Raw genomic sequence first — 24355 nt, 5'->3', positions numbered from 1 at the left:
CGATTTGACGATAGAAATTCCATGGCGCATTCCATAGAATCCAGAGTTCCATTCCTGGATCACAGGTTAGTGGAATTCGCTTTTTCCCTGCCTTCTTCTCAAAAGATACAGCGTGGGGTTACAAAGCACATACTTCGTAATGCGACGAAGGAGGTTTTGCCCAAGCTTGTACATAATAGACTGGATAAAATGGGATTTTCTACACCAGAAGATAGCTGGTTCAGAGGAGAATTGAAGGCTGTTATAACGCAGATTCTAAACTCCAGAAGTTTTGCATCAAGGCCGTTTTTTAATGCTGATGAGGCAAAACAAATGTTTGCAATACACTGTGAGGGCAAACGGAACATAAGTGGTTATATCTGGCGTTGGGTAAACTTGGAGCTTTGGTTGCGTGAATTTATTGATTAAACACAATAAAACAACCTTAAACCCTGTCTTGAGACTTAGAACATTTAGACCGCGAGTTTCCCATTTACCTTCCCCTTAAGAAACACAGGACTTTTTATAAATGATTGTATCAATTATTATCCCTTGCCGAAATGAAGAAAAATATCTGGCTCCATGCCTGGATTCAATTATTGAGAGTACATTCCCGAAGGAAAATTTAGAAATTCTGGTTATTGATGGAAAGAGTAATGATGGAACGACTAAAATCGCCCAACATTATGCAAAAAAATATTCTTACATTCGCTTTTTTGAAAATCCCGGCCTCACAACGCCGATTGCACTGAATATTGGCATTCGTTCTTCCTCCGGCAAGTATGTCATTATATTGGGAAGCCATTCCAAAATAACACCAGACTTCATTTCCCTAAATGTTCAAATGATGGAGAAACACCAGGTTGATTGTGTCGGAGGCGTTTTGGTTACAATCCCCGCAACAAATTCTCCAAAATCCAGGGCAATTGCCAGCGCGCTTTCCCATCCCTTTGGAATGGGAAACTCCTATTTTCGAATTGGAACGGACAGAATTCGCTACGTGGACACAGTACCCTTCGGCTGTTATCGGCGTTCCGTTTTTGCAAGATTTGGTTATTTTGACGAAGAATTAACGCGCAATCAGGATGATGAATTTAACTATCGTATTATCAATAACGGGGGCACAATTCTCCTCGTTCCTCAAATTGTAAGCTATTATCACGCCAGAGATAATTTTCTCAAATTGTGGCAAATGTACTTCCAATATGGTTATTTTAAGCCACGAGTGGTACAAAAATTGGGGAAGATATTGAGTTGGCGCCAATTAATCCCCGGGCTCTTTGTGAGCTCCCTAACCCTTTTAATCCCTTTAGCCTTTCTTTATCCACTGGGTCGTATGGCACTTTTGGGTTTATTAGGGTTTTATTTTTCGATAAGCCTTTTTGTGTCCCTTAAAAGGGCCTTTCGGAAAAATTGGAAGGAAATATTTTACCTTCCGGCCGCATTCACAATTCTGCATTTCAGTTATGGAATGGGATATATAAAAGGCATCTGGGATTTTTTTATTCTCAAGGGGAAGAATAAGCCAGCCGTGTTATTGGAAATTCCGCCCAACCGATAGAATTGCGAATAGCCAGAACACATTTCATTGGATGAGCTTTTTTACATGAACTTTTTATGTTAGCTAATTTCCCCCCGGCCGGACACGAATGCCGGACGGCTGTTGGGGGGGCTTGTCATCCACAGACCCTACAGGTTTATTAGAGAGAAACAGAGTTCCCCATAAATTGGGATGAGCATAACTTCCTAATTGAATCAGATTTAGCCAGTCAAACTGTACCGTTTTTTCATTGTCACGGTCATTATTCCCGAGAAGAAATCCCATTGTTTGGTTAGCTGCAGGAACTGTATTGATCAGGGACCATGGTATCGCTATCTCGAGAACATAACCCTGCTCACTTTGATGAAAACCAATGGGTATCCCCGAAATATTAGATATTTTATTTATAGTCACAATAAAATGATAGTCATCAGAATCTAAAGAAGTGGATCTATTGTTCTGGGTATCCAAATAAATTTCAATACCATCATCTAACCAAAGTGCAGAATTTGAAACTTCTAATTGGTTATCTTTAACACGAAAAGCAAAATAAAGGTTTTGATCATTCCATAGACTAAAAGCGGTGACTTGATTATCGCTTTTTTGTGGGTTATTAAATATAACAGAATCTGCATAGTTCCAGGCTTTTTCCCTCAGGAAACCATCAACAGTAATAGCCGATATTACATGGAAACTGGTTAATTCATTTGTCAGGGGTTTCGTGATAACCAGCCTCAAATTTACAGAGTGTTGAACGGTTTTCCCATCAGCCCAAAGGCTAACATAGTAGTTTCCGGGAATAGCTGTTGAATCGGCCTTAAAAATTGCTTTTGCCTCACAGGTAGGGGTGTACGGTTCCCGCTGAAATTGAACAGTCACTCCCCGTGGGAGTTTTTCTGCAGACAATGTAACGGGGGATGAACTCCCCGATATTAATTTAATCGAAATGTTGGCGTCGGCCTCTCCCCTGACCGGTAAATCAATCTCACTTTCACTTGAGATACTGAAGTCAAAGGGGGATTGTGTTTCAGTATAAAGTCCGTCAAGCGTTTTCCAGAGCCCACCTTTTGATTCATAGGTCACACTCTGCCCCGTCTCGTTAAGAATGCGTTCTTCCATAGGCCATGGCCAAAGAGGAATAGTTGAAAGAGAACCATTTTCGTAACGATAGAGTATTTTTGCTCCAATCCTCGTCCCCGCTTCACCCAAATTTTTGACAGGGGAAGAATCAGGAACAAACAAATATCCTCCCTTTCCATAGCGATTGACCAAAAATTCTGGATCTTGTTGAATATCATGGGAATTGGCAGGAGAAAAGCCGCTATAGGGTCGATCTACCCGAAAAAGATCATTATATTTTTCAAATAGGGAAATCCTTGAAGGAAATCGATTATTCACAGAAAATCCAATACCGGCGTCGATAAAAACAGAATTTCTCACGTCGCTTTTAATAAAATAGTCAGAGTCCAATGGGAGGGAATTGGGATCCAACGAGAAAGCGATTTTTTGGGCGCCCACAATCGTCATCTGTCGCACCGTGCAATTGGCATCTCCGCGTTGAATATATCCATAAGGTGATTGAATGGAGGCATTGTCAATAAATTGATTGGCAATCGTGCGGTGCTGGGCACTGGTATTGAAAAATGACCAAGATGAAAGATTAAATGTGATATTTCCGAAAAAGCGATTGCTATCCGCCCGTTCGTTGTACCAGTTTGCCCAGACTCCAATACCTTGAACATTCACCGAAGCATGGGTATCTTTCGTACCAATACAGTTTTCAACCAAAGAATTATTTGTGCCATAAATTTCAATAATGCCGTTATCTCCGCCGCCGCCGGAATGGGATTGCCAGCGTCCCCAGCATCGGCGAAGTGTAATATCCCGAGAGTTAAGAACATCGTACATCATTCTACCAGAACCTGAGGCGGCGCAATCCTCCAAAAGAATGTCATGATCCAACCAGATGTCAAATACATGGTAATTGCCGGAACCGGCATTATAGGCGGAGACCCGTCTTAAAATAACACGAGACGAACGGGTAACCCTTATTACACTCCCATTCGAATTCTTAAATACAATGCCCCCGATCGTAATATCATGCTGATCTACAATGGTCAATACCGAGCGAACATATTCACCATCAACGACAGCCTTTCCATCATTTTGAGCCCGAAATGCGATGGGGGCATTTTCTTTTCCCGAAAGGGTTACATTCAATGTTTGCCGATAGACACCGTCTTTTAGCAAGAGCACATCGCCGGGTTGGAGAACGTTCATAGCATATTCAAATGTAGCCAAAGGAAGTGATTCCGTTCCTGGATTTTGATTTGATCCGTTTGGATCAATAAAATAGGTTTTGGCAGCTATAGGGCGGGCGATACTTAAAAATAAAATAAATAAAAAGATCTGGCCTTTTATGTAATATTTAATTTTATTCTTTTTCATACGAACTTCTTTCTTTTGATATAATAAATAAAATGCCGCAAATCGATTGCATTCATCTGGAATTACCTGCATATTTTATGCCATTTTATTACCACTATATTAATACGAAACAGCCATATAATTCTAACCAGTGGCGTGATCCCCAACTAACAGTCTTTAGGAATCTAACGACTACAAACCGGAGCAGTTACAATTTTGTATTTCAATATAGAAATAATTCATAAAAAAATCACATAATTTTTGGTATTTTAGAAAATTCATGATGCCAACGTCAATAAAAATGCTGACTATAAAACAGGAACACCTTCAATGAAAAATATTCCCTTTCACCGCCCCTATATTACGGATGAAGAAATTAACGAAGTAATTGATTCTATTCGATCGGGTTGGCTTACCATGGGCCCCAAAACCATCAAATTTGAAAAGGCTTTTGCTGATTATATTGGTGTCTCTGAGGCAATAAGCGTCAATTCCGGGACAGCGGCTCTTCACTTGGCCCTGAAAGCTGTCGGTATCAAGAGGGGAGATGAGGTCGTGATCCCTGCAGTTACGTTTACGGCTACTGGAGAAGTGGTCGCTTACTTTGGTGCCAAGCCAATTCTTGTGGATATTGAGAAGGACACTGCGAACATAGACCCTCATGCCATTTCGAAATTACTTGAAAAGAAAGCAGATCCAGGCAATGTTAAGGCGATTATCCCTGTGCATTTTGGTGGTATTCCTTGCGAAATGAACGCCATAAAAAAGATCGCAAAAAAGTTTAACCTAAAAGTTATTGAGGATGCGGCTCACGCTTTACCTGCCTGGTACAACAGCAATAAAATTGGGACAATTGGCGATTTGACCTGCTTCAGTTTTTACGCCACAAAAACCCTGACTACTGGGGAAGGCGGGATGGTAACCACAAACAACAAGGAATGGGCCGAAAGTATTAGAACAGCGCGCCTGCACGGTATTTCATCCGATGTGTGGAAGCGCTATTCAACAAACGGTTCATGGTATTATGAAGTGGTTGACGCGGGTTTTAAATATAATATGACAGACATTCAAGCAGCTTTGGGGTTGGCACAACTGCGAAAATTGGAATGGATGTGGAAAAAACGAAGAGATGTTGCCAGAGCGTATCTACAGTCTTTTCAAGGAATTAGCGAAATTATCCCATACAAGCCCAATTCCGGCATAACCAATGCCTGGCACTTGTTTACTCTTATATTAGATATTGACCGCTTAACCATCAGCCGGAATCAATTTATTCAGGAGTTGGCTCACGACGGTATCGGAACATCCGTGCATTTTATTCCTCTCTATCACCATCCGTTCTATAAAAAAACGTACAATTATAAAAAAGGGGATTTTCCAAATTCAGAATGGCTTTATAAACGCACAATTTCTCTGCCGATCTTCCCGGGAATGACACAATCGGAAGTTAATCGGGTAATAAAATCGGTACTAAGGATTATTCAGATATACAGGAAGAAAAAATATTATCCCGTGGGCAGACATGGAATATCAAATGAAAAATCTGCAATTTTGACGAGGCAAAATTGATTCAAAAAAGTTTTGATTTTGTCGTTTCACTCATCTCACTTGCTGTACTCCTGCCACTCTTTTTACTCATTGCATTGTTTATTAAATTGGATTCCAGGGGGCCTGTTTTTTTTAAACAAAAAAGGGTGGGGAAAAACCTCATTTTGTTCGATATCCTAAAATTCCGTACAATGGTCAATGAACGGGATATTAACGGAGCCTCAATTACCGTTTCCGGCGATTCTCGGATAACAAGGATGGGTCAACTTCTAAGAAAATATAAATTGGATGAGCTTCCACAGCTCATTAATATTCTTCGGGGAGAGATGAGTTTTGTAGGATCAAGGCCAGAAGTTCCAAAATATGTTCAGTTCTATAAAAATGATTATAAATTCTTACTTCAAAACAGACCCGGAATGACCGATCCGGCATCCCTGGTTTACAGAAACGAAGAAAGGGTATTGGCTCAATCATCGAATTGGGAAAAGTACTATTTGGAAAAGGTTTTACCCCATAAAATTAAACTTTCAGCGCATTATCTTAAGAATCGCCACTTCTTTTCTGATCTAAGACTGATTTTTATAACGATCTTAGGACGTGATCTGCCAAAAGATTTCTTGCCCCCCACATAGAATATTCAAAGCTCATTGTAATTATTTCATCAATCCAAAGTGATACGTCAGTGCTGCACGTTTAGAAATCCAAGAATGATTTGACTTCCCCCTTTTGATGCCTGTTCTTATTCTTACCGTTTATTTGATGGATCGTTTGAATATAGGCATGTTATCTGAACGCATGTATCCTGCTTTCTCTCATCCCTTCTCATATTTCTTCAGCCGATACAGCAAGACGTGCCGGGGGATTCCCAACAGTTTGGCCGCTTTGGACTGATTCCCGTTAGCCTTGCGCAACGCATCTTCAATAACCTGCCTTTCTACTTCCAGCAAAGTCGATTTTGACCCTTCACCTCCGCTTATCCGATGGGGGGCAGGAAAACGGAATTCCTCGGGAAGCAAATCCGATGTAATTCGCCCATCGGCACTCAAAACAACCGCACGTTCAATCACGTTCTCCAATTCCCTCACATTTCCCGGCCAATCATAATTCTCCAGCAACTCCAGAACATCCGGGTCAATTTTGTAATCCACGCCATTGCCATGCTTCTTGATAAAATGGTGAACAAGCGGGATGATGTCCTCTTTTCTTTCCCGAAGAGGAGGGATAACCAGGGGCAATACACGCAAGCGATAGTACAGGTCCTCCCGGAACTGTCCGTCTTTCATCATTTGCTCCAGATTCCTATTTGTCGCCGCAATAATGCGCACATCGACAGGAATAGGCTTATTCTCGCCCACCCGTTCAATTTCCCGTTCTTGTAAAACACGAAGCAACTTTGACTGGAGATCAAATTTCAAATCCCCGATTTCATCCAGGAACAACGTCCCGCCATTGGCCATTTCAAATTTGCCCCGTCTGTCTTTGACCGCTCCTGTAAAGGCTCCCTTCACATGCCCAAACAACTCACTTTCCAATAATTGTTCAGGAATAGACGGACAATTTACGGTTACAAAGGGGCCTTCCCGCCGGCCGCTGTTGGCATGGATCCCCCTGGCAAGCAATTCTTTCCCGGTACCGCTCTCCCCCAAAATCAGAACCGTAGAATCGCTGGCGGCCATCCGAAAAGCCATTTGCACAAGAGCCTCCATTTTGGGGCTTCTCCCTACCAACGCATCGAATCCAAACTTTTGCGAGAGTTCAATTTTTAGCCTGCGATTTTCCTGACGGAGTTGTCTGAAACGAAGCGCTTTCTCAATTACAAAGCGCATGGCCTCTTTTCCAAAGGGTTTAATTAAATAATCATCTGCGCCAAATTTAGAGGCCGCCACGGCATTTTCTACAGAGCCGTAAGCCGTAATCAAAATAAAAATAACTTCTTTATCGCGCTCCCGGACGCTCTTTAGAACATCCATTCCGGTTATCCCGGGCAAGTTAATATCTGAAAGAATCACGTCATATGAGTTGGCCTTAAATAGCGCCAGTCCCTTCTCACCCGTAAAGGCGATATCCACTTGAAAATCCATTTGCCTGAGTTGGTGCGCAATAACCCGGCACAGACTCTCATCATCATCAACAAGTAATAATTTCATCATTTTATGTACCCTGAAAATAAATCACAAATCTTACGAATGGTTTTCAGTCATTTTGGGCAAAATAATAATGGCCTGTGTGCCCTTTTGATACTCGCTTTTTAGCAGCAATTTTCCCCCATGTTCTTCAATAATTCGCTTCGAAATCGGAAGTCCCAATCCGGTACCGGATTCCCGAGTGGTATAAAATACCCTAAAAATATCCTTCATCTTATTCCGGGGAATACCTGTACCGGAATCCTTCAAACAAATTTCGACCAATTCTTCTTTTTCATTTAAATTTACCGCCAAATCCCCTCCGTTAGGCATGGCATTAATTGCATTCAAAACAAGATTCAAAAGCGCCTGCCGCAGCAAATGCTCATCCCCCAAAACAGGTACTTCCTCTTCCGGAAGGTGAATGCGCATTCGGATGCCTGCATGGTTTATCTTTACCCGCACCAGCGCCAGTGTGGACTGTAAGACTTCAACTATATTTGTGGGCTTCTTTTGAACACGATTTGTCCGGGCAAAATTTAAATAGTTCCCTACGACTTCATTCAGACGAGAAACCTCCGTCTGCAAAATATCCACAAACTCCCGATTCTTTCCCGATTCCGCATACTCTTCAGAAAGAATTTCGGCCACACCCTTAATGGACCCCAGCGGATTTCTGACCTCGTGAGCCAAACTGGCTGTCAGCTCCCCCAGTGTGGAGAGCCTTTCCGTTTGACGAAGCTTTTCTTCAATCAATCTGAGTTGATCGGACTGTGCTTTCAAGCGTTCATACGAATCGTCCAGTTTTTCTGCTGCCTCCTGATACCGCGCCCGTTCTTGTTTTTCTCGCTGAGCCAGATAGCCCGTGACCAGCGCAATAATATTATAGAGAAGAATCATTAAAATGCGGCTGCTATTGAAAGAGAAACTTCCTCCCCATTGAAAAATAACATGAGGAAGATAAACCAGGCTAATAATTAGCGAGGTCGTGAGAGCACCTGCCAGATCGTACCAGAAAGCAGCCAAAATAATCGGAATAAAATAGAGGGTTTTGTAGACTTCGTGCCAATGGGGCATAGATGTTTTGGTACTGTAGTGCAAAAGCGTTACAATCAGTATCAAAATGGCAATAAAAACTATTTTAACCAGTTGACTCAGCTTAATAATTAAAGCAGAATACTTAGGAGTCATATCTTCCTCTTATATTTATAATAATATATAGAATTTTGAAATCATCCGCAATGATTTTCAAATTTATGTCATTTTAATTATCTTTGCATTTTTATGCCAAATTTATTTTATTTATGCCGGATAGTTTGGCTTTTGCATCAAACAAGTGAGGATTGCCTAATCGGTGTAAGCGCGGAAAACTCTCTTAGAGACGAGCCCTCTCATGCGGATGTTAGATGGCTTCTCTTTTTTTGTCATTCCCCGGAGTTGGCTTAAACGATAAAAAAGGACACCTTTTTCATGCACATCGGTACATTTGAATTGATTGGCTATTTTGCTTCCATTCTGGTTGCCATTTCGCTCATGATGAGCTCGATTCTAAAATTGCGTATCATAAATTTGATTGGAGCCGCTGCATTTACGCTTTACGGATTTCTGATTCATGCGTACCCAATTGTGATTCTGAATTTTTTAATTGTTTTGATTGACCTCTACTTTTTAATCCAGATCTTCGGGACAAAGGAATACTTCACGCTTTTGGAGGTAAAAAAGGATTCCAAATATTTAAACTATTTTCTCGAGTTTTACGCCACGGAGATTGAAAAATTTCAACCCGATTTCAAATTCAATCCGGATAAAAACCTGATTATTTTTTTCGTATTGCGCAACATGGTACCCGCCGGCCTGTTTATTGCCGACGTTCAGGACACACACAGTCTTTTTGTTACACTCGATTTCGTTATTCCCGGATATCGGGACTTTAAGATTGGGAAATATGTGTACCACCGCAAAGCCGAGTTTTTTACTTCACGCGGTTTTTTCATTATTTACACCCGACCCGGCGGCAAAGTCCACGAGCGGTATTTGCACCGAATGGGATTTTCCCCCTTTATATTGGAGGGCGAACGTTGTTTTCGTGTGGAGTTAGAAACGAAACAAGCACAAGCAAAAATCAAGTAAGAATCAGGATCCAGGAACGAGTTTACTTTAAAAAGCTTTTTTTCCACCCATTCCACGAATTTTCACAAAGCGATTTTATTAAAACAAAAATCAGGGCGATTCGTTTAATTCATTGTTTTTTGACTGAACATAAGAAAATCTCCTCCGCACTCTGGCTGCAATATTTTTTGGCCTATTTTAATTCGTCCCAAAATTCCCACTGCATGAGCTGAGCCAACTCGCGGATTTCCGTCTCCCAGTCGCCGTAAAAGGAAACGCGGTGCCAGCCAAATTTTGACACCTGGTAATTTCGGGCCAGGGCGTCCGTGTCCACTTCCACGGCTACCTTTGTTCGGCAGGCCCGATCGGTGTCAATGTTGCCTGCGATTTTACCCTTGTGAAACGCAATCCGATTGGTTTTGATATCAAATTTTATGGTCGACATAATTTCACCCGGCGTCATTTTTACCTGAACCGAGGCGCCCGAATTGTCCTCGGCATGCGACCGCAAAATGTACGGCATGGCTTCCCGCTTCGGCCCTTTCATCCTGGAGGCCGCTACACAATGGGCGTAAACAATCTGTCCGGTTCCCTGATCAATCACAGGATCGGAAACATACCCCGGACGTTCAGCCAAAAAGCGGATAATCAATTGCGTGAGGGCCGAATCGATGTCTGCCTCGCAAATACCGGTGGAGCCCTCATTGTTCAACTGAAAAAACGCCAGACAGGGATAGGCGGAAATCTTTTTTCTGTAAACCAAATCAAGGCAATCCACCGTGACGGTGTTGGCCTTTTCCCGGGCCATGAGTTCCTTCAGGGCCAGGTAGGTTTTGGCTCCCGCCAGAACATCCTCAAATTGCGGTTCCATCACCTTTTCTGCTTCCGAAATCCAGCGCTCTGCCCACTGTTTGGCTTCTTCCTCAGACACATTCTCGTACACGGCATTAAAGGCCTCGTGATTCAAAACAAGAATCTCGACCCCCAGGTTTCGCCTGATTTTTTCCACATAGTCTGCCGGATACGCACGATCCCGGACGGCCAGAATTCTGGAGTCGCGCAATCCACGAATGACGTCGAAATAACGCAGTTTTTTCCCAATATCGGAAAAACGGGACGAACTCAACCCCACAAACGGCCATTTCTCCTGAAGTCCCACCTCCATCGCGTCCAAATAATAAAGATCGCCGCCATAAGGATCATTCACCCAGAGCATGGGTATGTTTAATTCACCAAAACGCTTCACGGTATGGTGTGGAATGGCCAGCCCGAAGATGAGCACACCATCCGGTTGGGCCTTTTCGACGCGGGCCTTAAATGCATTGAACGCATCGTTTGTACTGTCCAAAAGCTCACCGCCGCTAAAGGTGTAATTGGGGAAAAAGGATTTCACCTTTTTGAAAAGTTCTGCTGCCCGTTCCTTTGGATCCAATTCGGCATTTGGCCATCCCGGTACACCTTTGGGTTTATCCGCGCCCAAACTGATGACGTAAATCTCTGGTTTCATTTTTAACTCCTCGATAGGGTGAGTAGTATTCCCTGACAAATCAGGGGATGAATGATGTAAGATGTGTGAAGCAGATTTTTACCCGAATGGGGTAATTCTTTTCCCCTTTTTCCCCTTCTTTCCCAAAGCCACTTAACTAAAGTCCCCTCTATTAAGAGGGGATTTAGGGGTGTGTCCTTTCACTTTTCCCATTTGAAATTCAAATACTACCCTCAAAAATAAACACCGTCACACACCCCGCTCTGCCGGAGGCCGACCACCCCTCTCAAGAGGGGATTTTTAATTCTTGCAAAATCCTAAAATCTTACCAAAAACAGCGCATTTCACTTTTTTCCTGCTCTCCCCAAAACCACCCCACCAAAGTCCCCTCTATTAAGAGGGGATTTAGGGGTGTGTCCTTTTACTTTTCCCATTTGAAATTCAAATACTACCCTCAAAAATAAACACCGTCACACACCCCGCTCTGCCGGAGGCAGACCACCCCTCTCAAGAGGGGATTTTTATTCTTGCAAAGTCCTAAAATCTTACCAAAAACAGCGCATTTCACCTTTTTCCCCGCTCTCCCCAAGACCACCCCACCAAAGTCCCCTCTATTAAGAGGCGGATTTAGGGGTGTGTCTTTCTTCTATCCGCTATTTCCACTGATTCGTGCCATTTTCAAAAAATAGGAAAGCAGGATTTTTTGTTGTTCCCGCGTGAGTGCCTCTTCATCCAATTTGAGAATTTTCTCCATGTCCCGCAGGGCAAGGAGCACCTCTTCCGGAATATCTTTCATGGTTTCGGGCAAATAAATAAAATACTGCACGGCGGTCAGTAAAAACTGACGCATGCTGTCGTCCACTACATTTCGGAGCATATCATTAATTTGGGAGGCCAGGCGCGTCACACGCCCACGCGAAACACTGCCTGTTGGAGGCTCAAATCGGGACTCGCGCGAAAACAGCGATTTCACCGCCCGGGCCAGTTCAATAAAACTCCGCACCTGTTCGGAAATCGGCTCCCGGAGCATGTGCCACATTTTTTCACGAGTGTCAGCAATAATCCGGCGCCTGATAAACTCCTCTTCCCATTTCGGACGAAGGCTTTCAGGGACGTGCGCCCATCCGGGCAGCACTTCAGGCTGTGTGTTAAAAATATCTTCCTGTAAAAGAACCGCCAAATCCGGGCGAAGAAATGGAATCAGATCATCCCATTCTTTTCTGGATGGCAGTTGCCCTTTTGCCAACACACCGTTTTTCCGCAGTAATTCTTCCTGAAACAGGGGGACAAAATCTTTCAAAACGGACTGATCCTCTTTCAGGGCTTTCAGGGCCGAATTCCCCGGCGGGAACACATCTTCAACCTGCCGGACGCAGGTTAATTCAGGATCGTGATACAGCCGAAGGGTATTCAAAATATCCCGGACGGGCAGATGAGGCAAAATATGTTGTTGAAACAACTCCAGTCGGTTCCTGTTTCCCCGTTCCAAAAATTGGTAAGTCGCGCGGAAAAGCCCTGTCGTAAATTGATTGACTCCCAGCAAAATCGTCTGCGCCTTGTTGTGGCCGATTGCCCGCAAAAGCGTTCCGTGAGTAGCCAGGGGCAGTGTACTGGAAAGGCGTTCCACAATTTCCCGGCTTCGATCCACTGCCGGTTCCTTGCTTGGCCGGACCGTGGGGCGGTCGCGAAGCGGCAAAAGGGTCCGGGACAAGAAATAGGAAACCACGTGAATACCCGTCATGTCTTCAGGGCGGCCGTAGACAATCTGCTTAAAATTGGTCTGTACATCATCCAGAAATTCCAGAAATACGGCATCATCCTCCCTGCGAATGAGGTGGCGGAGAATCGTCCAGGTTTTGTCTCCTTCAACCGGAAGCCGGGAAGCCCTTGAAAGCACGCGAGTCCAGAAGTCTTGCTGCTTGATTCGAATGTGATTAAAAACATTCGCCAATTCCTGGGCCCGAAGTCCGCGGAGCTGTTCCATCACATTTGACTGGAAGGTTCGAAAATCGCTGTGGCTGAGAATTCCGGACAGAGGGGACCGGGCGTGGCGGAGAGAAACCCTTTTCAGGGGTTCCATTGACTCAACGATTGGGTTTTTTTCGTAAAATTCTTCAACAAAAACCGGCCGGCCTCCCGTGGCATCGTAATAGCCTCCCTGTCGTTGCGGCGATTCTCCCGAGCCGAATTTAATACGAATTCTCCCCAACAGGTTCTTTTCCCACATCCAGCGATCCAGCATTTCCCGCGCATCCTGATAGAGCGAATACGCCTTCAATTGTCCCACCTGCTGGCTCAAATCAGAACCCGCAATAAAAAACTCCCCAATAATTTCCCGAAAACGATCGGCCGTAGGCTGACCCAATTTGCGCGTGGTCTCGGAAAACGCCCAGATTTCATCCAGGAATTCCGGAATGTGCCGAATAGCCTCCAGCTCTTCAAACAGGGGAACAACCCGGATATCCGGCAAATGCAGACCCGGTATTTTTCGCAAAACCCGCGCCTTCTCCTCACACAATTTCTGGTAAAGGGTTAAAATGGCCCTGGCACTGCTGGCCATGCTGACCTGAATCACCAGGACAAATCCATCGTACCCGTACTGGTTAGCCAGAACATTGAGTTCCACCAAATTGTAAACCGTTGTGTCAATTGTAAACTGATCTTTATCCAGAATAATTTTTTGGTGGATGCGAGGCGTCAAATAAAATCGCTTGAGATAGTTTTTGTAGGATTGCAAATAAAACAACGTGTCCGCAGTTTGCAGTGTTTCCCGGTTCCGGGAAACGGCCGCCTCGACCATCCCGGTCAGGATACGATTGATTTCGAATAATTGTTTGATTTCAGATGACCGCTGCTTTCGGTACTGCTGCATCCGGCGTTCGTTCCGGTCGTTGTGTTTCCAAATAGACTTCAGGGGATCGCGCAAGAGGCCGAGCTTTCGTAAAAACTGCCGTATTTTGCCCGGTGAATATTCCAGGGGAATGGTTTTCCGGTATTTTTCTTCCAGGCGGCTGGTCAAACCGGTAATCTTTTGCAGAATATTTTGAAAATTTTCGATTCGCTTTTCAATCGACCCAATCTTCTCCAACTGCTTTAGGTCCTCCTCGGTCAGCCGGTTTTCTTTCTGAAGACCGTGAACCAACAGGGTTAGTGCCCGAATATTGGCAATGAGCGGTCCGCTGACCAACGTGTGCCCCTGACCACTCGGGCGGGTGCTGCCGTCCCAATCGCCCCACAGAGAAAGAACGACGCCCGGCGAGTGCCCGAAAAAGATTTCATTGAAGATTTCGGCCAGATGAAGCGCCTCCAGGTCGCAAATGGCTTCCTGTGCTTCCATCTGGGAAGAAATCGGAACGTTTTCGCCAACGTATTCCTGGACGAGAGCCCGAAACAGCATTTTTGCGGATACCGGCGTGTACACCTCCGGAGCCACACTCGCCTTTGCCAGCCGTGTGAGCCACTGTTCCACCTGAAGGGAGTACATCTGTGTGGGATGAACCGTTCGATCGAACAGGCGCCTCGAAAAGCGTCTTCGGCGGGTTCCGGACGACTCCATCTGTAATTCCTTCAGAAAATTTTCCTGAACGGTGGTCCTGAAAACGGGACTCTCCGCGTTCAGGCGGACCGCCTCCCGAATCAGAAGCCAGTCAGAAAGCCGGTTCTGGAAAAATCTCCAGCGACTGGGCAAAAACTGGGTCAAGAAATCCTGCAAAGCCGTTGAATCGGCCATGTTTTTTCGGGCCCATTCCGGACATGCGTTCAAAAATTCGCTCGCTGCCAGATTTCGAATTTCTTCAAACACGGCATCTGATTTTTCCCGAACCGCCCTCAGCCGCTGTTGGGTAACCGCATCGGCTTTCACCTGCCGAAAAAGATCGGATTCCGTCAGAGAATAATAGTGGTAATTTTCGGCCTGGCGTCGGATTTGTTCCGACAATTCCGTGACCAACCGCCGAACCTTTTGAGGAATGGTATCCATTTCCAACCGCCCGCCAAGGGTCAGTCGAAACGTCCGCCGGGCCAGATCAAATCCTTCCACCGTTTGTGAAAAATTGGTCATTGGAATCAGACCAATCCCCTGCCCGGCCAGTTGAAAAGCGATTTTTTCAATCTGAACCGTGCCGGGCATGTCGGTTACAAACAGACGCGGGTACATGGCTCCTTCGGGAGAGACATAAATCATGTGATATGGATTCGCCTCCGACGACAACGATTCAAATTCCCGCTGAAGCGCTTTTGTCCGCTCCGACATAATCCAATCCCTCAGCCGGGCAAACCGGGCAACCTTGTCCTCCCCCTGCCGGTAAAACAGCGTGCTCATGAAAACAGCCATTAGGTTGGGAGGAATGGGAGCAAGTGCTGCAGAAAGTTTTTTCCGAAGCACCGGGTCCGGCACGTCACAGACGGCCAGCCGGGCACCGGCTTTACAATCGGTTTTGGAAATGGATTGAAGTGTCACCAGAAATCGTACCTGACTCTGGCGAAGTTTACCCTGTGAAACGGCCCCGATGGCCAGCATTTTGAGGGTTTTCACGGGAACACGCTCCGCCCGCGCGTCCGCAGAGGCGATCACCACATTTGAATAGGAGAGATCGTCGATCACCCGGATTCCGTTTTGCAGACAAAAAAGTAAAACAGCTTCAACGTCCCGTTCATTCCAGATTTTTCCCGTCGCGTTGTGCGGGTTGTTCAAAATGACCGCCCCGGTGTTACGCCAGTTGGAATCAGCCGCCATTTTCTCTTGCAGGACTGAAGTGAAACGGCGGGCATCCAATTGAAGGTTTTCCCCGAGAGGAACGGCCGTTACCCGGGGGAAGGCATCATTTACAGTCCAGCTAAAATCGGGAACAATCACTTCCCGAATGTCCCAAAATTCGGCCATGGCGCTCAGCGCCGTACGTGCGGAACCGCTCACCGGAATCAGATGATCCGGCTGATACTCCGGATGAAGGTATTGAAAAACGGACAGAAACGATTTTTGCAGGTCCTCCTGATACGACGGATTCCCCAAATTCCGAAAAAAATCCCGAACCATGTCTTCCTGGCGCCTTCCAAGAAACGGATCCTGAGCCGGCGGGTATCCCTGCTTCTCTCCGCGCCCCGGGATGCTTTCGGAAAGGCGGGCCGCCATCTGTTCGGAACGGGCGGTCAAACGAGCCGCTTCGTGCTGAATATTTTGACTGATGGCTTCGGCTATTTTGGGGATACGTTTGAGAAAAGTAGACAGGCCTGCCGGAAACGGCACATCTGAAACGAGGCCCTTTGTCTGAGCCGTTTCAGACCGCGAAAAATCGGGCGTTTTCCCCCCCGGTATCCGATCTGGCAGAAGGGTTCCGTCTTCTGCCAAAAAGAAATTCAGCAGTTTGATTTCACTTGCCGACGGTGTCCCCATCTTTTTAAAATGCTGGCGGTTAAAGGCCGCAATGACATCCGCCGGAGCCAAAATGAAAGACAGGCTGGACCAGTTCAGGTAAGGATGAATGACAGCCGGTGACAAAATGCGAATCATTTGGCCTTTTAGTTTTGAAAAAGATGCCAGACTTTCGGCCTGCAAAGAGTCGTTCGCTTCGATCAAAAGAACGGGGTGCTGCTGCAGAAAGTCGCCCAGGCGCTTGCGATCCTCCTGGGGTACTTTTTGAAGCAGCAAAACAAACAGCAGCGCGTCGGATTTGGAGTTTTTGCGGGCGGCTTCCAGCTTCCGAAAGAAGGAAGGGCCTGAATTCTCGACGAGAGTTACCTGATTTGAACAGGCCGCAAGAATTTGGGGGTATGGCAAACGGCCCAAAACAAGACCCTGCGTTGAGGTATATTCGGTCTGTTCAAAGAGAACTTGCAGCAAGAGCTTTAGGGCCTGCCAGCGTCCGCCGGAGGCCAGGGCAAATTCCGGAGCGCCTTTTTCCCCAAAATGGTATCGTGTGGGTGAGTCTTGAACACGATTAAAAAAGGCCTCCAGTTTGCGCGTCAGGGTTCCCGGGTTCCCCGGCGAAAATCCGCCGGCCGGCGAATACGCCACCGATTTCCGGGAGGTTTCAAACAAAAGCTTAAAATATTCGGACAGATCGGGATCATCGAGATCCGAGAGAAAATCGCTTTCGTTGAAATCTTCTGCAAAAGGCTGTAGAAACTCTGCTCCGGAAAGAACGGCGTTGTAGAGCCGGTCGAGTGAGTCATCCTGCACAGGATTCCCAATGTGAAAATCCACGCGCCGTTCGGGATCGACAGGTGCATCAGCCGTGCGCTTGCTAATTTCTCCGACAAGCGATGGGAAAGAGGGTTTGAGCCTTAAGAAGGACATTGTTTAAGATTAAGATTAAAATTAAGACTAAGATTAAAATTAAGACTAAGATTAAGATTGAGGTGCAGAAAAACGGCCGCAATTCCCCTGTTGTCTCGTGAAAGCAGTCTCTTTTTATTCTTCACTGAATCACGATTCCTTTTCCTGACCCTTACGGGACTGAAGCAGTTCCAGCAGAGTCTGTAAAATTCTGGGTAATCCGTCTTGAATTTCAGGCGAAAGTGAAATAACCGTTTTCGCGCTCTTAAGCTGCTGGCTGGCCTCTACCAATCGGGTTAACTGCGGCGTAAGCATCATCAGTTCCGGATGCCGGCTCAGCAGTTCGGCTTCCTCCTGCTCTAACGCCAGCGTCAGACGCTTTTTTTCGGTTTCCTTTTCCAGTAGTTTTTGTTCCAGCTCGGCCGCTTTTAGCTCCTCAATTTCCCGTAATTTGAGATGTTCCATTTCCATTTTGTGCTTCATGCGCTCAATTTCATCATCCGCCGCCAAACGCAGTTTTTCTGTGGCAATTCGGGATCGCTGGCTCGATTTTTCCATTTCCTCCTGAATGCGGGCTTCTTCCTGCTTTCGAATGGCGTCTGCAATCTTTTGATCCGCTGCCTCCGCGTCGGAAACAACCACAGAGGTTACCGTAATTCCAAAACTTGGCGCCAGAGCCTGAAGCTTTTGCCGCAGCATGTGAGACAATTTCTCCCGCGTCACCTGCGTGATGTTAAGGGGTTCCACCAGTTCCCCAACCAGCCCCTGCACAGTCCCGGACAGCTCTTGAGCGACGCGGTCAACGGCATCGGGAGTCCATCCTCCCACCCGAATCAGGTTTCCGGCGCGTTCCGGGTCGGGGAAAAAGGATACCGACAGTTTGATAATGACATCAATTTTCCCGCGGGCCTGCGTCTTTACTTCCGTTGAAATGGTCTTTACTGTCGCCGGCAAAGCCAGCACGGATTTCGAAAAATACCAGCGTTTCAGATAAGGCTGAACGGTGCCGTGTTTTTCGATGAGCAACAACTGATCGGGACGACGAGCCTTCGCAAGAATGACAAATAAAATCACCAGAAAAACGATAAGACCTAAGAGAATATACCAGAAAATCATCGGAATTCCTCTCGATTGGGGTTGTTTTTTTATGTATACAGGCAGATTTGACCCAAAATAAATTTTTTTAATATAATCCCTTCTTGCGCCTATTGCAAGAGGAAAAACAAATAAAAATAAAAAAGCTTGATTTTGAAAAATTCTTTGGATAAATATAAATATATTTTTGGATAAGTCCAATCATTTTGAGGTATTAAGCAAATTGAAAATGCTGAAATTTTTAATGATAATTCTTCAACTTGAACCGCCCAATAAATAGGGACACCCTGATTTTTTATTTTCACAAAGAAGAAATGACAAAAAGGATTACTTATGAATTTCACAACCCAATCGACAAAGTCAGACTCTTCGGAAGATTTGGTTCCCGTCAGGAAGCGGGGATGGTTTCGGCGCCTGTTTGCGTTTATCGGTCCTGCCTATCTCGTCAGCGTAGGCTACATGGACCCCGGAAACTGGGCAACGGACATTGAAGGGGGCGCCCGGTTTGGCTACACGCTCATCTGGGTTCTGTTGATGTCGAATATGATGGCGGTCCTCTTGCAAACCCTCTCGGCACGACTTGGAATTGTAACCGGGTACGATTTGGCCCAGGGCTGCAAACGGGAATATCCCAAACCCTTGAATTTTTTTCTGTACATTCTGGCCGAAATTGCCATAGCGGCCACGGACCTGGCTGAATTGTTGGGAACAATTATCGGATTGAATTTATTGTTCGGATTGCCTCTGCTCTGGGGAGCTGCACTTACGGCGTTGGACACGTTTTTGCTTCTGGCCATTCAACGGCTGGGTGTACGAAAAATGGAAGCGTTCATTGTGGCCCTTATTGCGATGATTGGTTCTTGCTTCCTGATTGAAATTTTTCTGGCCAAACCGGATTGGGGAGGAATTTTGGCCGGATTTGTGCCTCACCTGCCGCCGTCAGCCCTCTTCATTGCCATCGGAATTATTGGCGCCACGGTGATGCCGCACAACCTCTATCTGCACTCCTCCCTGGTTCAATCCCGGGCCGTTTCAAATACGTACACCGGAAAAGCCGAAGCCTGCAAATTCAATTTCATCGATTCAGCCGTGGCATTAAACGCGGCCTTTTTTGTAAATGCGGCTATTTTGATAATGGCGGCAGCCGTCTTCTTTTCCCGCGGTATTGTAGTCACTGAAATTCAGCAGGCTCATCAACTGCTAAAACCCATTCTCGGCACTCATATTGCGCCGGTCGCTTTTGCCGTGGCCCTGATTGCCGCCGGACAAAGCTCCACTCTCACCGGCACCCTAACCGGACAAATCATAATGGAAGGGTTTTTAAACATTCGACTTCAGCCCTGGCTCAGACGATTGATCACACGCAGCATCGCCCTTTTGCCGGCTATTGTGGTTATTGCCATTTCCGGCAGCGAAGGAACCTACCGGCTGCTTATTTTGTCTCAGGTCATTTTAAGTCTTCAGCTTCCATTCGCCACCATTCCCTTGATTCATTTTACATCGGACAAGAAAAAGATGGGCGAATTTGCCAATAAAAACTGGGTGAAATTTCTGAGCTGGTCGGTGGCCGCCATTATCATTGTGCTGAACATAAAACTGGCTGTGGATGAACTCACCCGCTGGCTTACAGGGGCTTCATTTTTCCTCTGGCTGTTGATTATTCCGGCAGCCGCTTTTATTTTGGGGGTTCTGGCCTACATCACATTTTCCCCGTTTTTTGGAGTGTCCCGGGAGTGGGAAAGCGGGATTGTGCGTACCGGCGCCAAGATTGCCCGGCGGCTTCATTCGTTTTCATTCAAGACTATTGCGGTGGCGCTTGAAAATTCCGACCGCGATGCCGAAATTGTTTCTGCCGCTGTCACCATGGCCAAAAAATATCACTCGCGTTTGACCCTTATCCACGTTGCGGATGCTCCGGGAACAATCGTTTACGGTGATAAAAGCGCCAGTCTCCACAGCCGTCAGGATGAAGCGTATCTGGAGGACCTGGCCCGGGAAATAGAAGAGAAAGATTTACCCGTGGAGACACTGCTTCTTTTTGGAGACCCGGCCAATGAATTAATCAAGGCCATTAATGAAAATGATTTTGATCTTTTGATTGTCGGTGCTCATGGTCACCGTGGTGTTGAGGATTGGGTTCACGGAGCGACTATTGACAAGGTTCGGCACGAAATCAGCATCCCGGTTTTGATTGTTCACACAAGCGGAATGACTTCCCCGGTAGATAAATAAAGAATTTATTTTAATGCCCACAAATTACACGAATGACACGAATTTTATTTTAACAAAATCGCTTGTTCAGAATTCGTGAAATTCGTGGGCAAACGCTTTTCCGATAAGGCTCATCTCTTTTTGATCACAATATTTCCATTAACGGTTTTCAATTCAATTTTATCTCCGCCGCCGTTAATATCGCCGGTTGCCTCAATGAGTTTAATCCACCCCTTTTCATCCCTTTTTTGAATCTGAAGCGGAAAGTCAGATGTAATGGAATAGGATTGCAACAATTTGTGCTCAATCCGAATAACGGCATGGATGGATGCCGGGAGCTTTGCAGGCAAACTCAGCTCCAAATCGCCCCCGGAGGAAATGATTTTGGCATGGTGATCGGTTTTGAAATTGCGGGGGTTCATATTAACGCTGATATTCCCGCCGGAAGTGACTGCATTCACGGAGCTCCCTGCATTTTTTATGTCTATGTCACCTCCGGAGGTTTTGGCAACTACCGCATCCCCTATATTCATCAAGGAAATATCCCCGCCGGAGGTTATGGCCGTTGCGCGTTTTAAAACATCCTCAATCCCGATGTCGCCCCCGGAAGTCTTGGCCGTCACATTTCCGCTGACCCGGACCGCCTGAATGTCACCGCCCGACGTCGTGATGTGCAAGGGTCCATTGGCATCTCTCACATCAATATTCCCGCCCGAGGTTCGTGCATTCATATACCCCCGCGTATTTACGATTTGAATATCCCCGCCAGAAGTTGCCACCGCAATTCTGTCCCCGCAGTTTTTCAGACGAATATCGCCGCCAGAGGTCGACGCACTCAGTACCCCTGTAATTGCGCTGAGTTCCAAATCGCCGCCAGAGGTTGCCAGCGCAAGCGTCCCTTTGGCTTCTCTTACCAAAATATCCCCTCCGGACGTTCTGGCTTGAATTTGTCCCTCTGCATGACGGATTTCAATATCACCGCCGCTGGTCGTGAGTTCTTCACTCCCCTTCAGCCTCGTAAGGATTAAATCCCCCCCGCTGGTCCTCAGGTTTACATTAAACGCCCTCGGTACCATCACAACAAAATCCACCCGCATCCACGACCGGAAGTCTTGCCCGTCCACAAGAATCCGTTTCCCGGACACATGCAGTGAATTTTTCACCAATTCAAATCCCTTTTGTGCTTCTGATTTCGTTATCACATCCATTTTAACTTTCTGCTGAATGCGAACCCTGGGTTGATCCCACCCCTTTACGGTGATGTCCCCCTTTTTATTCCGAATGTCCAGAATGCCCGCTCTCCCTGCAGAAAGGGTCTTGGTGATTTCGCCTATAAAATAAGGCCCCTTTCGATAAAGTTTTTCCTGAGCCATGGCATGGGTAACCATGAACAAAAGCATGAGTGAAACTGCGACAAATTCTACCGAGACCTTTCTTCTCATAAAACCATCCTTTCTTTTCCATCTCGTTATTCGTAAAAATTAGGAAGAAATAGAATTTCAACACCTATGAAAAATAATCAGTCACGTATTCACGGCTCATTCTTTTCACTCTCTGCGCTCGATTTTTCGCAGGGCATTTTCCGCCCGCATGCGCAGCACACTGCTTGAATCCTCCCGGACCAGCATTTTGAGAATGGGTTCCACATTGTCCGAAGGCTCGCCGATCAGAGCATTTAGAGCCTCATAGCGAATGGCCGGGATCGAATCATTTTGAAGGATCGCCATCAATGTCCCTTTGGCCAGTGAATCCGCACTGAGATGACCCAGTGTACGGATGGCCTTCAGCCGGACACCCGGATTGGCATCCCTTCTGGCGGCCCAGCAAATGGCACGAACAACATCTTCCGAAAGATTTTTTTCTTTTGAAAGCACCCTCCCGGTTTGATTAAGAATGCGAATCGCCCGAAGCCGCTGTCCATCCTGTGAAGCAGGCCGAAGAACAGACGCCACCATCTGCTGCAGCTGGGGATCGTTCACATTTTTTTTCAGAATTAACCGGCGGTTTTCCTCGACCTCAAAGGTAACCGTTTGTGTTTTCGGATCAAAATTTAAAATGCGCACGCTTTCTTTCCGGGGATTCCAATTCGCCAGATGCAGTCCTCCACTTGATAGGCTCGTGCCGGTTGTTTCCAATGGCGGGGGATAACCAAACCAACCAAACCAGGTACCCAGATGAGTACCCAACCAGACACCCGCCACAAAAACCACAGCAACAGCCGCAACCCGGTATAAAATCGTCAGGGATCTTATTCTCCAAAAGGGCTTTTCTGAGCCGGAAATTCGTTTTCGTTTTTGATTTGCCTGTAAGAGGCGGGCATGAAGCCGTTCGCGATTCTCCTGCAAAAAACTCTCCGGCACGGCCGCTTTGCTTTTCCCGAGCACGGCCGCAAGTTTCTTTTCCTGTTCCAATGCCGTCCGGCAGGCAGAACAGCTGCGAATGTGCTCGTCTACCCGCTTTTTCTGAGCGGCGGGCAAATCCCCTGAAACGTAATCGGGAATGATCGATTGAATTTTTTTACACGCGTTCATCTTTCTCCTTACTCGGTTAAGTATGCCCTCAAATTGCGCCTGAATTTTTCGTGCATGCGAAACAACGCATGTTTGACGGCCGGTAAAGACAGCCCGGTAATGGCACTAATTTCCTTCAGCGGAAGTCCGTTCTGGTACCGCAGATGGAATACACCCTGCAGTTTTGGCGAAAAGGTCTGAACGATTCGTTCAATCTCCTCTATCATTTCTTTTTGAAGCAGTTCCTCTTCCGGATTGAGTCCGTGTTTGTCTTTCTGAACAGAAACATCGCTGCCCGCGTCCTCTTCAGAAAAAAATGAGATTCCATTTATCCGACCGCGTTTCCGCAGGTAATTCACGCACGTGTGATAGGCAATCTGATAAAGCCAGGTTGAAAAGTGACTTTTCCCCCTGAAAGCGGGCAGCGCCTGAAACGCCTTTAGGAAGATGTCCTGATAGGCATCCCGGGCATCTTCGGCGTTTTTCAGAAGTCGAAGGGCAAAACCGAGTACCTTACGATCATAAGAACGGACAAGCATTTCAAACGCCTGAATCTCGCCCTTTTGTGCGCGTACAATTAAATCAGATTCGCTCAACCCTGCCTCATTATTCAGTTCTGTTTATTTTGACGAAGAACTTACCAAAAAGTTAGCCTTTGGGAATCAAAATTTCTGCTGCTGCAGGTTTTGTAAAACGATTCACCTGGAATTTTTGCGGGCATTTTGCTCACAATGTATTATTAATAAAAAGATAACCAGCGAGTTATTAAAACAGAAAACCATACCAAACGAACTGAGTTTCAACGGGCTAATTATTTTATTTAAAATAACCTTTGTGACTTAGGGCCTTTATGGCGAAAATTTGTGAATCATGCAGGTTAGTGAACCTTTCGTATCTACGGCACTTAAATTAATGAGGCACCCTATTCTACAAACATCTCGCACCTGACGGCGCTCTCATATACGGATTGGTAAACCCTTTTGGTTCTGCCGGGGTTTTTGTGCAAAGATATTAGATCTTTAAGAATTCGAATAATCAATTCAGAATATTCTA

General features: G+C 46.0%; 15 protein-coding genes. 6 read left to right on the top strand and 9 right to left on the bottom strand.

The genetic code is table 11. From position 1 onward, the window contains the following. Together GXO76_09215 and GXO76_09210 are read left to right on the top strand one after the other, a co-directional pair. On the top strand, positions 1-408 hold a 408-nt coding region (locus GXO76_09215; protein ID NOY78032.1), incomplete at its 5' end, for an asparagine synthase. 100 nt (positions 409-508) lie between these two features. Further along, positions 509-1540 (top strand): glycosyltransferase family 2 protein, encoded by a 1032-nt coding sequence (locus tag GXO76_09210; GenBank protein ID NOY78031.1) that lies wholly within the window; start codon positions 509-511, stop codon positions 1538-1540. Positions 1541-1603: 63 nt separating this feature from the next. Here GXO76_09210 and GXO76_09205 read toward each other — a convergent pair whose 3' ends face one another. Continuing rightward, positions 1604-3967 carry a hypothetical protein gene (locus tag GXO76_09205; protein NOY78030.1) on the bottom strand — a complete coding sequence of 788 codons (2364 nt, stop codon included), beginning with the start codon at positions 3965-3967 and terminating at the stop codon, positions 1604-1606. A gap of 309 nt (positions 3968-4276) precedes the next feature. Between GXO76_09205 and GXO76_09200 the strand changes: the two genes are divergently transcribed. Beyond that, positions 4277-5515 carry a DegT/DnrJ/EryC1/StrS family aminotransferase gene (locus GXO76_09200; GenBank protein NOY78029.1) on the top strand — a complete coding sequence of 413 codons (1239 nt, stop codon included), beginning with the start codon at positions 4277-4279 and terminating at the stop codon, positions 5513-5515. Then, on the top strand, positions 5515-6126 hold the full coding sequence (locus GXO76_09195; protein ID NOY78028.1) for a sugar transferase: 612 nt from the start codon (positions 5515-5517) through the stop codon (positions 6124-6126). Before GXO76_09200 ends, GXO76_09195 begins: the two co-directional genes overlap by 1 nt. 180 nt (positions 6127-6306) lie before the next feature. Here GXO76_09195 and GXO76_09190 read toward each other — a convergent pair whose 3' ends face one another. Both GXO76_09190 and GXO76_09185 read right to left on the bottom strand, forming a co-directional pair. After that, positions 6307-7644 carry a sigma-54-dependent Fis family transcriptional regulator gene (locus tag GXO76_09190; protein ID NOY78027.1) on the bottom strand — a complete coding sequence of 446 codons (1338 nt, stop codon included), beginning with the start codon at positions 7642-7644 and terminating at the stop codon, positions 6307-6309. A gap of 30 nt (positions 7645-7674) precedes the next feature. Beyond that, the gene (locus tag GXO76_09185; protein NOY78026.1) at positions 7675-8808 is read right to left on the bottom strand and encodes a sensor histidine kinase; all 1134 of its coding nucleotides are present in this window, start codon (positions 8806-8808) and stop codon (positions 7675-7677) included. Between the two features lie 279 nt (positions 8809-9087). Here GXO76_09185 and GXO76_09180 point away from each other — a divergent pair, with 279 nt between their 5' ends. Next, positions 9088-9747 carry a hypothetical protein gene (locus GXO76_09180; protein ID NOY78025.1) on the top strand — a complete coding sequence of 220 codons (660 nt, stop codon included), beginning with the start codon at positions 9088-9090 and terminating at the stop codon, positions 9745-9747. A 172-nt stretch (positions 9748-9919) separates the two neighbouring features. On the opposite strand, the gene GXO76_09175 is transcribed toward GXO76_09180, so the two are convergent. From GXO76_09175 to GXO76_09165, 3 genes are all read right to left on the bottom strand, one after another. Continuing rightward, entirely contained in the window at positions 9920-11233 is a 1314-nt protein-coding gene (locus GXO76_09175; protein ID NOY78024.1) for a hypothetical protein, read from the bottom strand. A 625-nt stretch (positions 11234-11858) separates the two neighbouring features. Beyond that, positions 11859-17507, bottom strand: a complete 5649-nt coding sequence (locus GXO76_09170; GenBank protein ID NOY78023.1) for an aminotransferase class I/II-fold pyridoxal phosphate-dependent enzyme — start codon at positions 17505-17507, stop codon at positions 11859-11861. A gap of 129 nt (positions 17508-17636) precedes the next feature. Continuing rightward, positions 17637-18602 carry a hypothetical protein gene (locus GXO76_09165; protein ID NOY78022.1) on the bottom strand — a complete coding sequence of 322 codons (966 nt, stop codon included), beginning with the start codon at positions 18600-18602 and terminating at the stop codon, positions 17637-17639. A 312-nt stretch (positions 18603-18914) separates the two neighbouring features. On the opposite strand from GXO76_09165, the gene GXO76_09160 reads away from it, so the two are divergent. Beyond that, positions 18915-20813: an iron/manganese transporter gene (locus GXO76_09160; GenBank protein NOY78021.1), complete on the top strand. Its 1899-nt coding sequence runs from the start codon at positions 18915-18917 to the stop codon at positions 20811-20813. Between the two features lie 110 nt (positions 20814-20923). Here GXO76_09160 and GXO76_09155 read toward each other — a convergent pair whose 3' ends face one another. The 3 genes from GXO76_09155 to GXO76_09145 form a co-directional block, all read right to left on the bottom strand. Continuing rightward, positions 20924-22234 (bottom strand): DUF4097 domain-containing protein, encoded by a 1311-nt coding sequence (locus GXO76_09155; protein ID NOY78020.1) that lies wholly within the window; start codon positions 22232-22234, stop codon positions 20924-20926. Between the two features lie 105 nt (positions 22235-22339). After that, on the bottom strand, positions 22340-23323 hold the full coding sequence (locus GXO76_09150) for a hypothetical protein (GenBank protein NOY78019.1): 984 nt from the start codon (positions 23321-23323) through the stop codon (positions 22340-22342). 8 nt (positions 23324-23331) lie between these two features. Continuing rightward, positions 23332-23898, bottom strand: coding sequence for a sigma-70 family RNA polymerase sigma factor (locus GXO76_09145; protein ID NOY78018.1), 567 nt, complete (start codon positions 23896-23898; stop codon positions 23332-23334). Between the last annotated feature and the right edge of the window lie 457 nt (positions 23899-24355).

This window comes from Calditrichota bacterium (genome assembly GCA_013151735.1).
Taxonomy (GTDB): Bacteria; Zhuqueibacterota; JdFR-76; order JdFR-76; family BMS3Abin05; genus BMS3Abin05.
The sequence above is the reverse complement of the archived record's forward strand: the minus strand, read 5'-3'. Positions and strand labels throughout refer to the sequence as shown.

Bases quoted from the DNA above. Each gene is read 5' to 3' on its own strand.
- GXO76_09180 (NOY78025.1), top strand. From the start codon at position 9,088: ATGCACATCGGTACATTTGAATTGATTGGCTATTTTGCTTCCATTCTG.
- GXO76_09185 (NOY78026.1), bottom strand. From the start codon at position 8,808: ATGACTCCTAAGTATTCTGCTTTAATTATTAAGCTGAGTCAACTGGTT.
- GXO76_09175 (NOY78024.1), bottom strand. From the start codon at position 11,233: ATGAAACCAGAGATTTACGTCATCAGTTTGGGCGCGGATAAACCCAAA.
- GXO76_09200 (NOY78029.1), top strand. From the start codon at position 4,277: ATGAAAAATATTCCCTTTCACCGCCCCTATATTACGGATGAAGAAATT.
- GXO76_09210 (NOY78031.1), top strand. From the start codon at position 509: ATGATTGTATCAATTATTATCCCTTGCCGAAATGAAGAAAAATATCTG.
- GXO76_09155 (NOY78020.1), bottom strand. From the start codon at position 22,234: ATGAGAAGAAAGGTCTCGGTAGAATTTGTCGCAGTTTCACTCATGCTT.
- GXO76_09160 (NOY78021.1), top strand. From the start codon at position 18,915: ATGAATTTCACAACCCAATCGACAAAGTCAGACTCTTCGGAAGATTTG.
- GXO76_09150 (NOY78019.1), bottom strand. From the start codon at position 23,323: ATGAACGCGTGTAAAAAAATTCAATCGATCATTCCCGATTACGTTTCA.
- GXO76_09170 (NOY78023.1), bottom strand. From the start codon at position 17,507: ATGTCCTTCTTAAGGCTCAAACCCTCTTTCCCATCGCTTGTCGGAGAA.
- GXO76_09205 (NOY78030.1), bottom strand. From the start codon at position 3,967: ATGAAAAAGAATAAAATTAAATATTACATAAAAGGCCAGATCTTTTTA.
- GXO76_09190 (NOY78027.1), bottom strand. From the start codon at position 7,644: ATGATGAAATTATTACTTGTTGATGATGATGAGAGTCTGTGCCGGGTT.
- GXO76_09165 (NOY78022.1), bottom strand. From the start codon at position 18,602: ATGATTTTCTGGTATATTCTCTTAGGTCTTATCGTTTTTCTGGTGATT.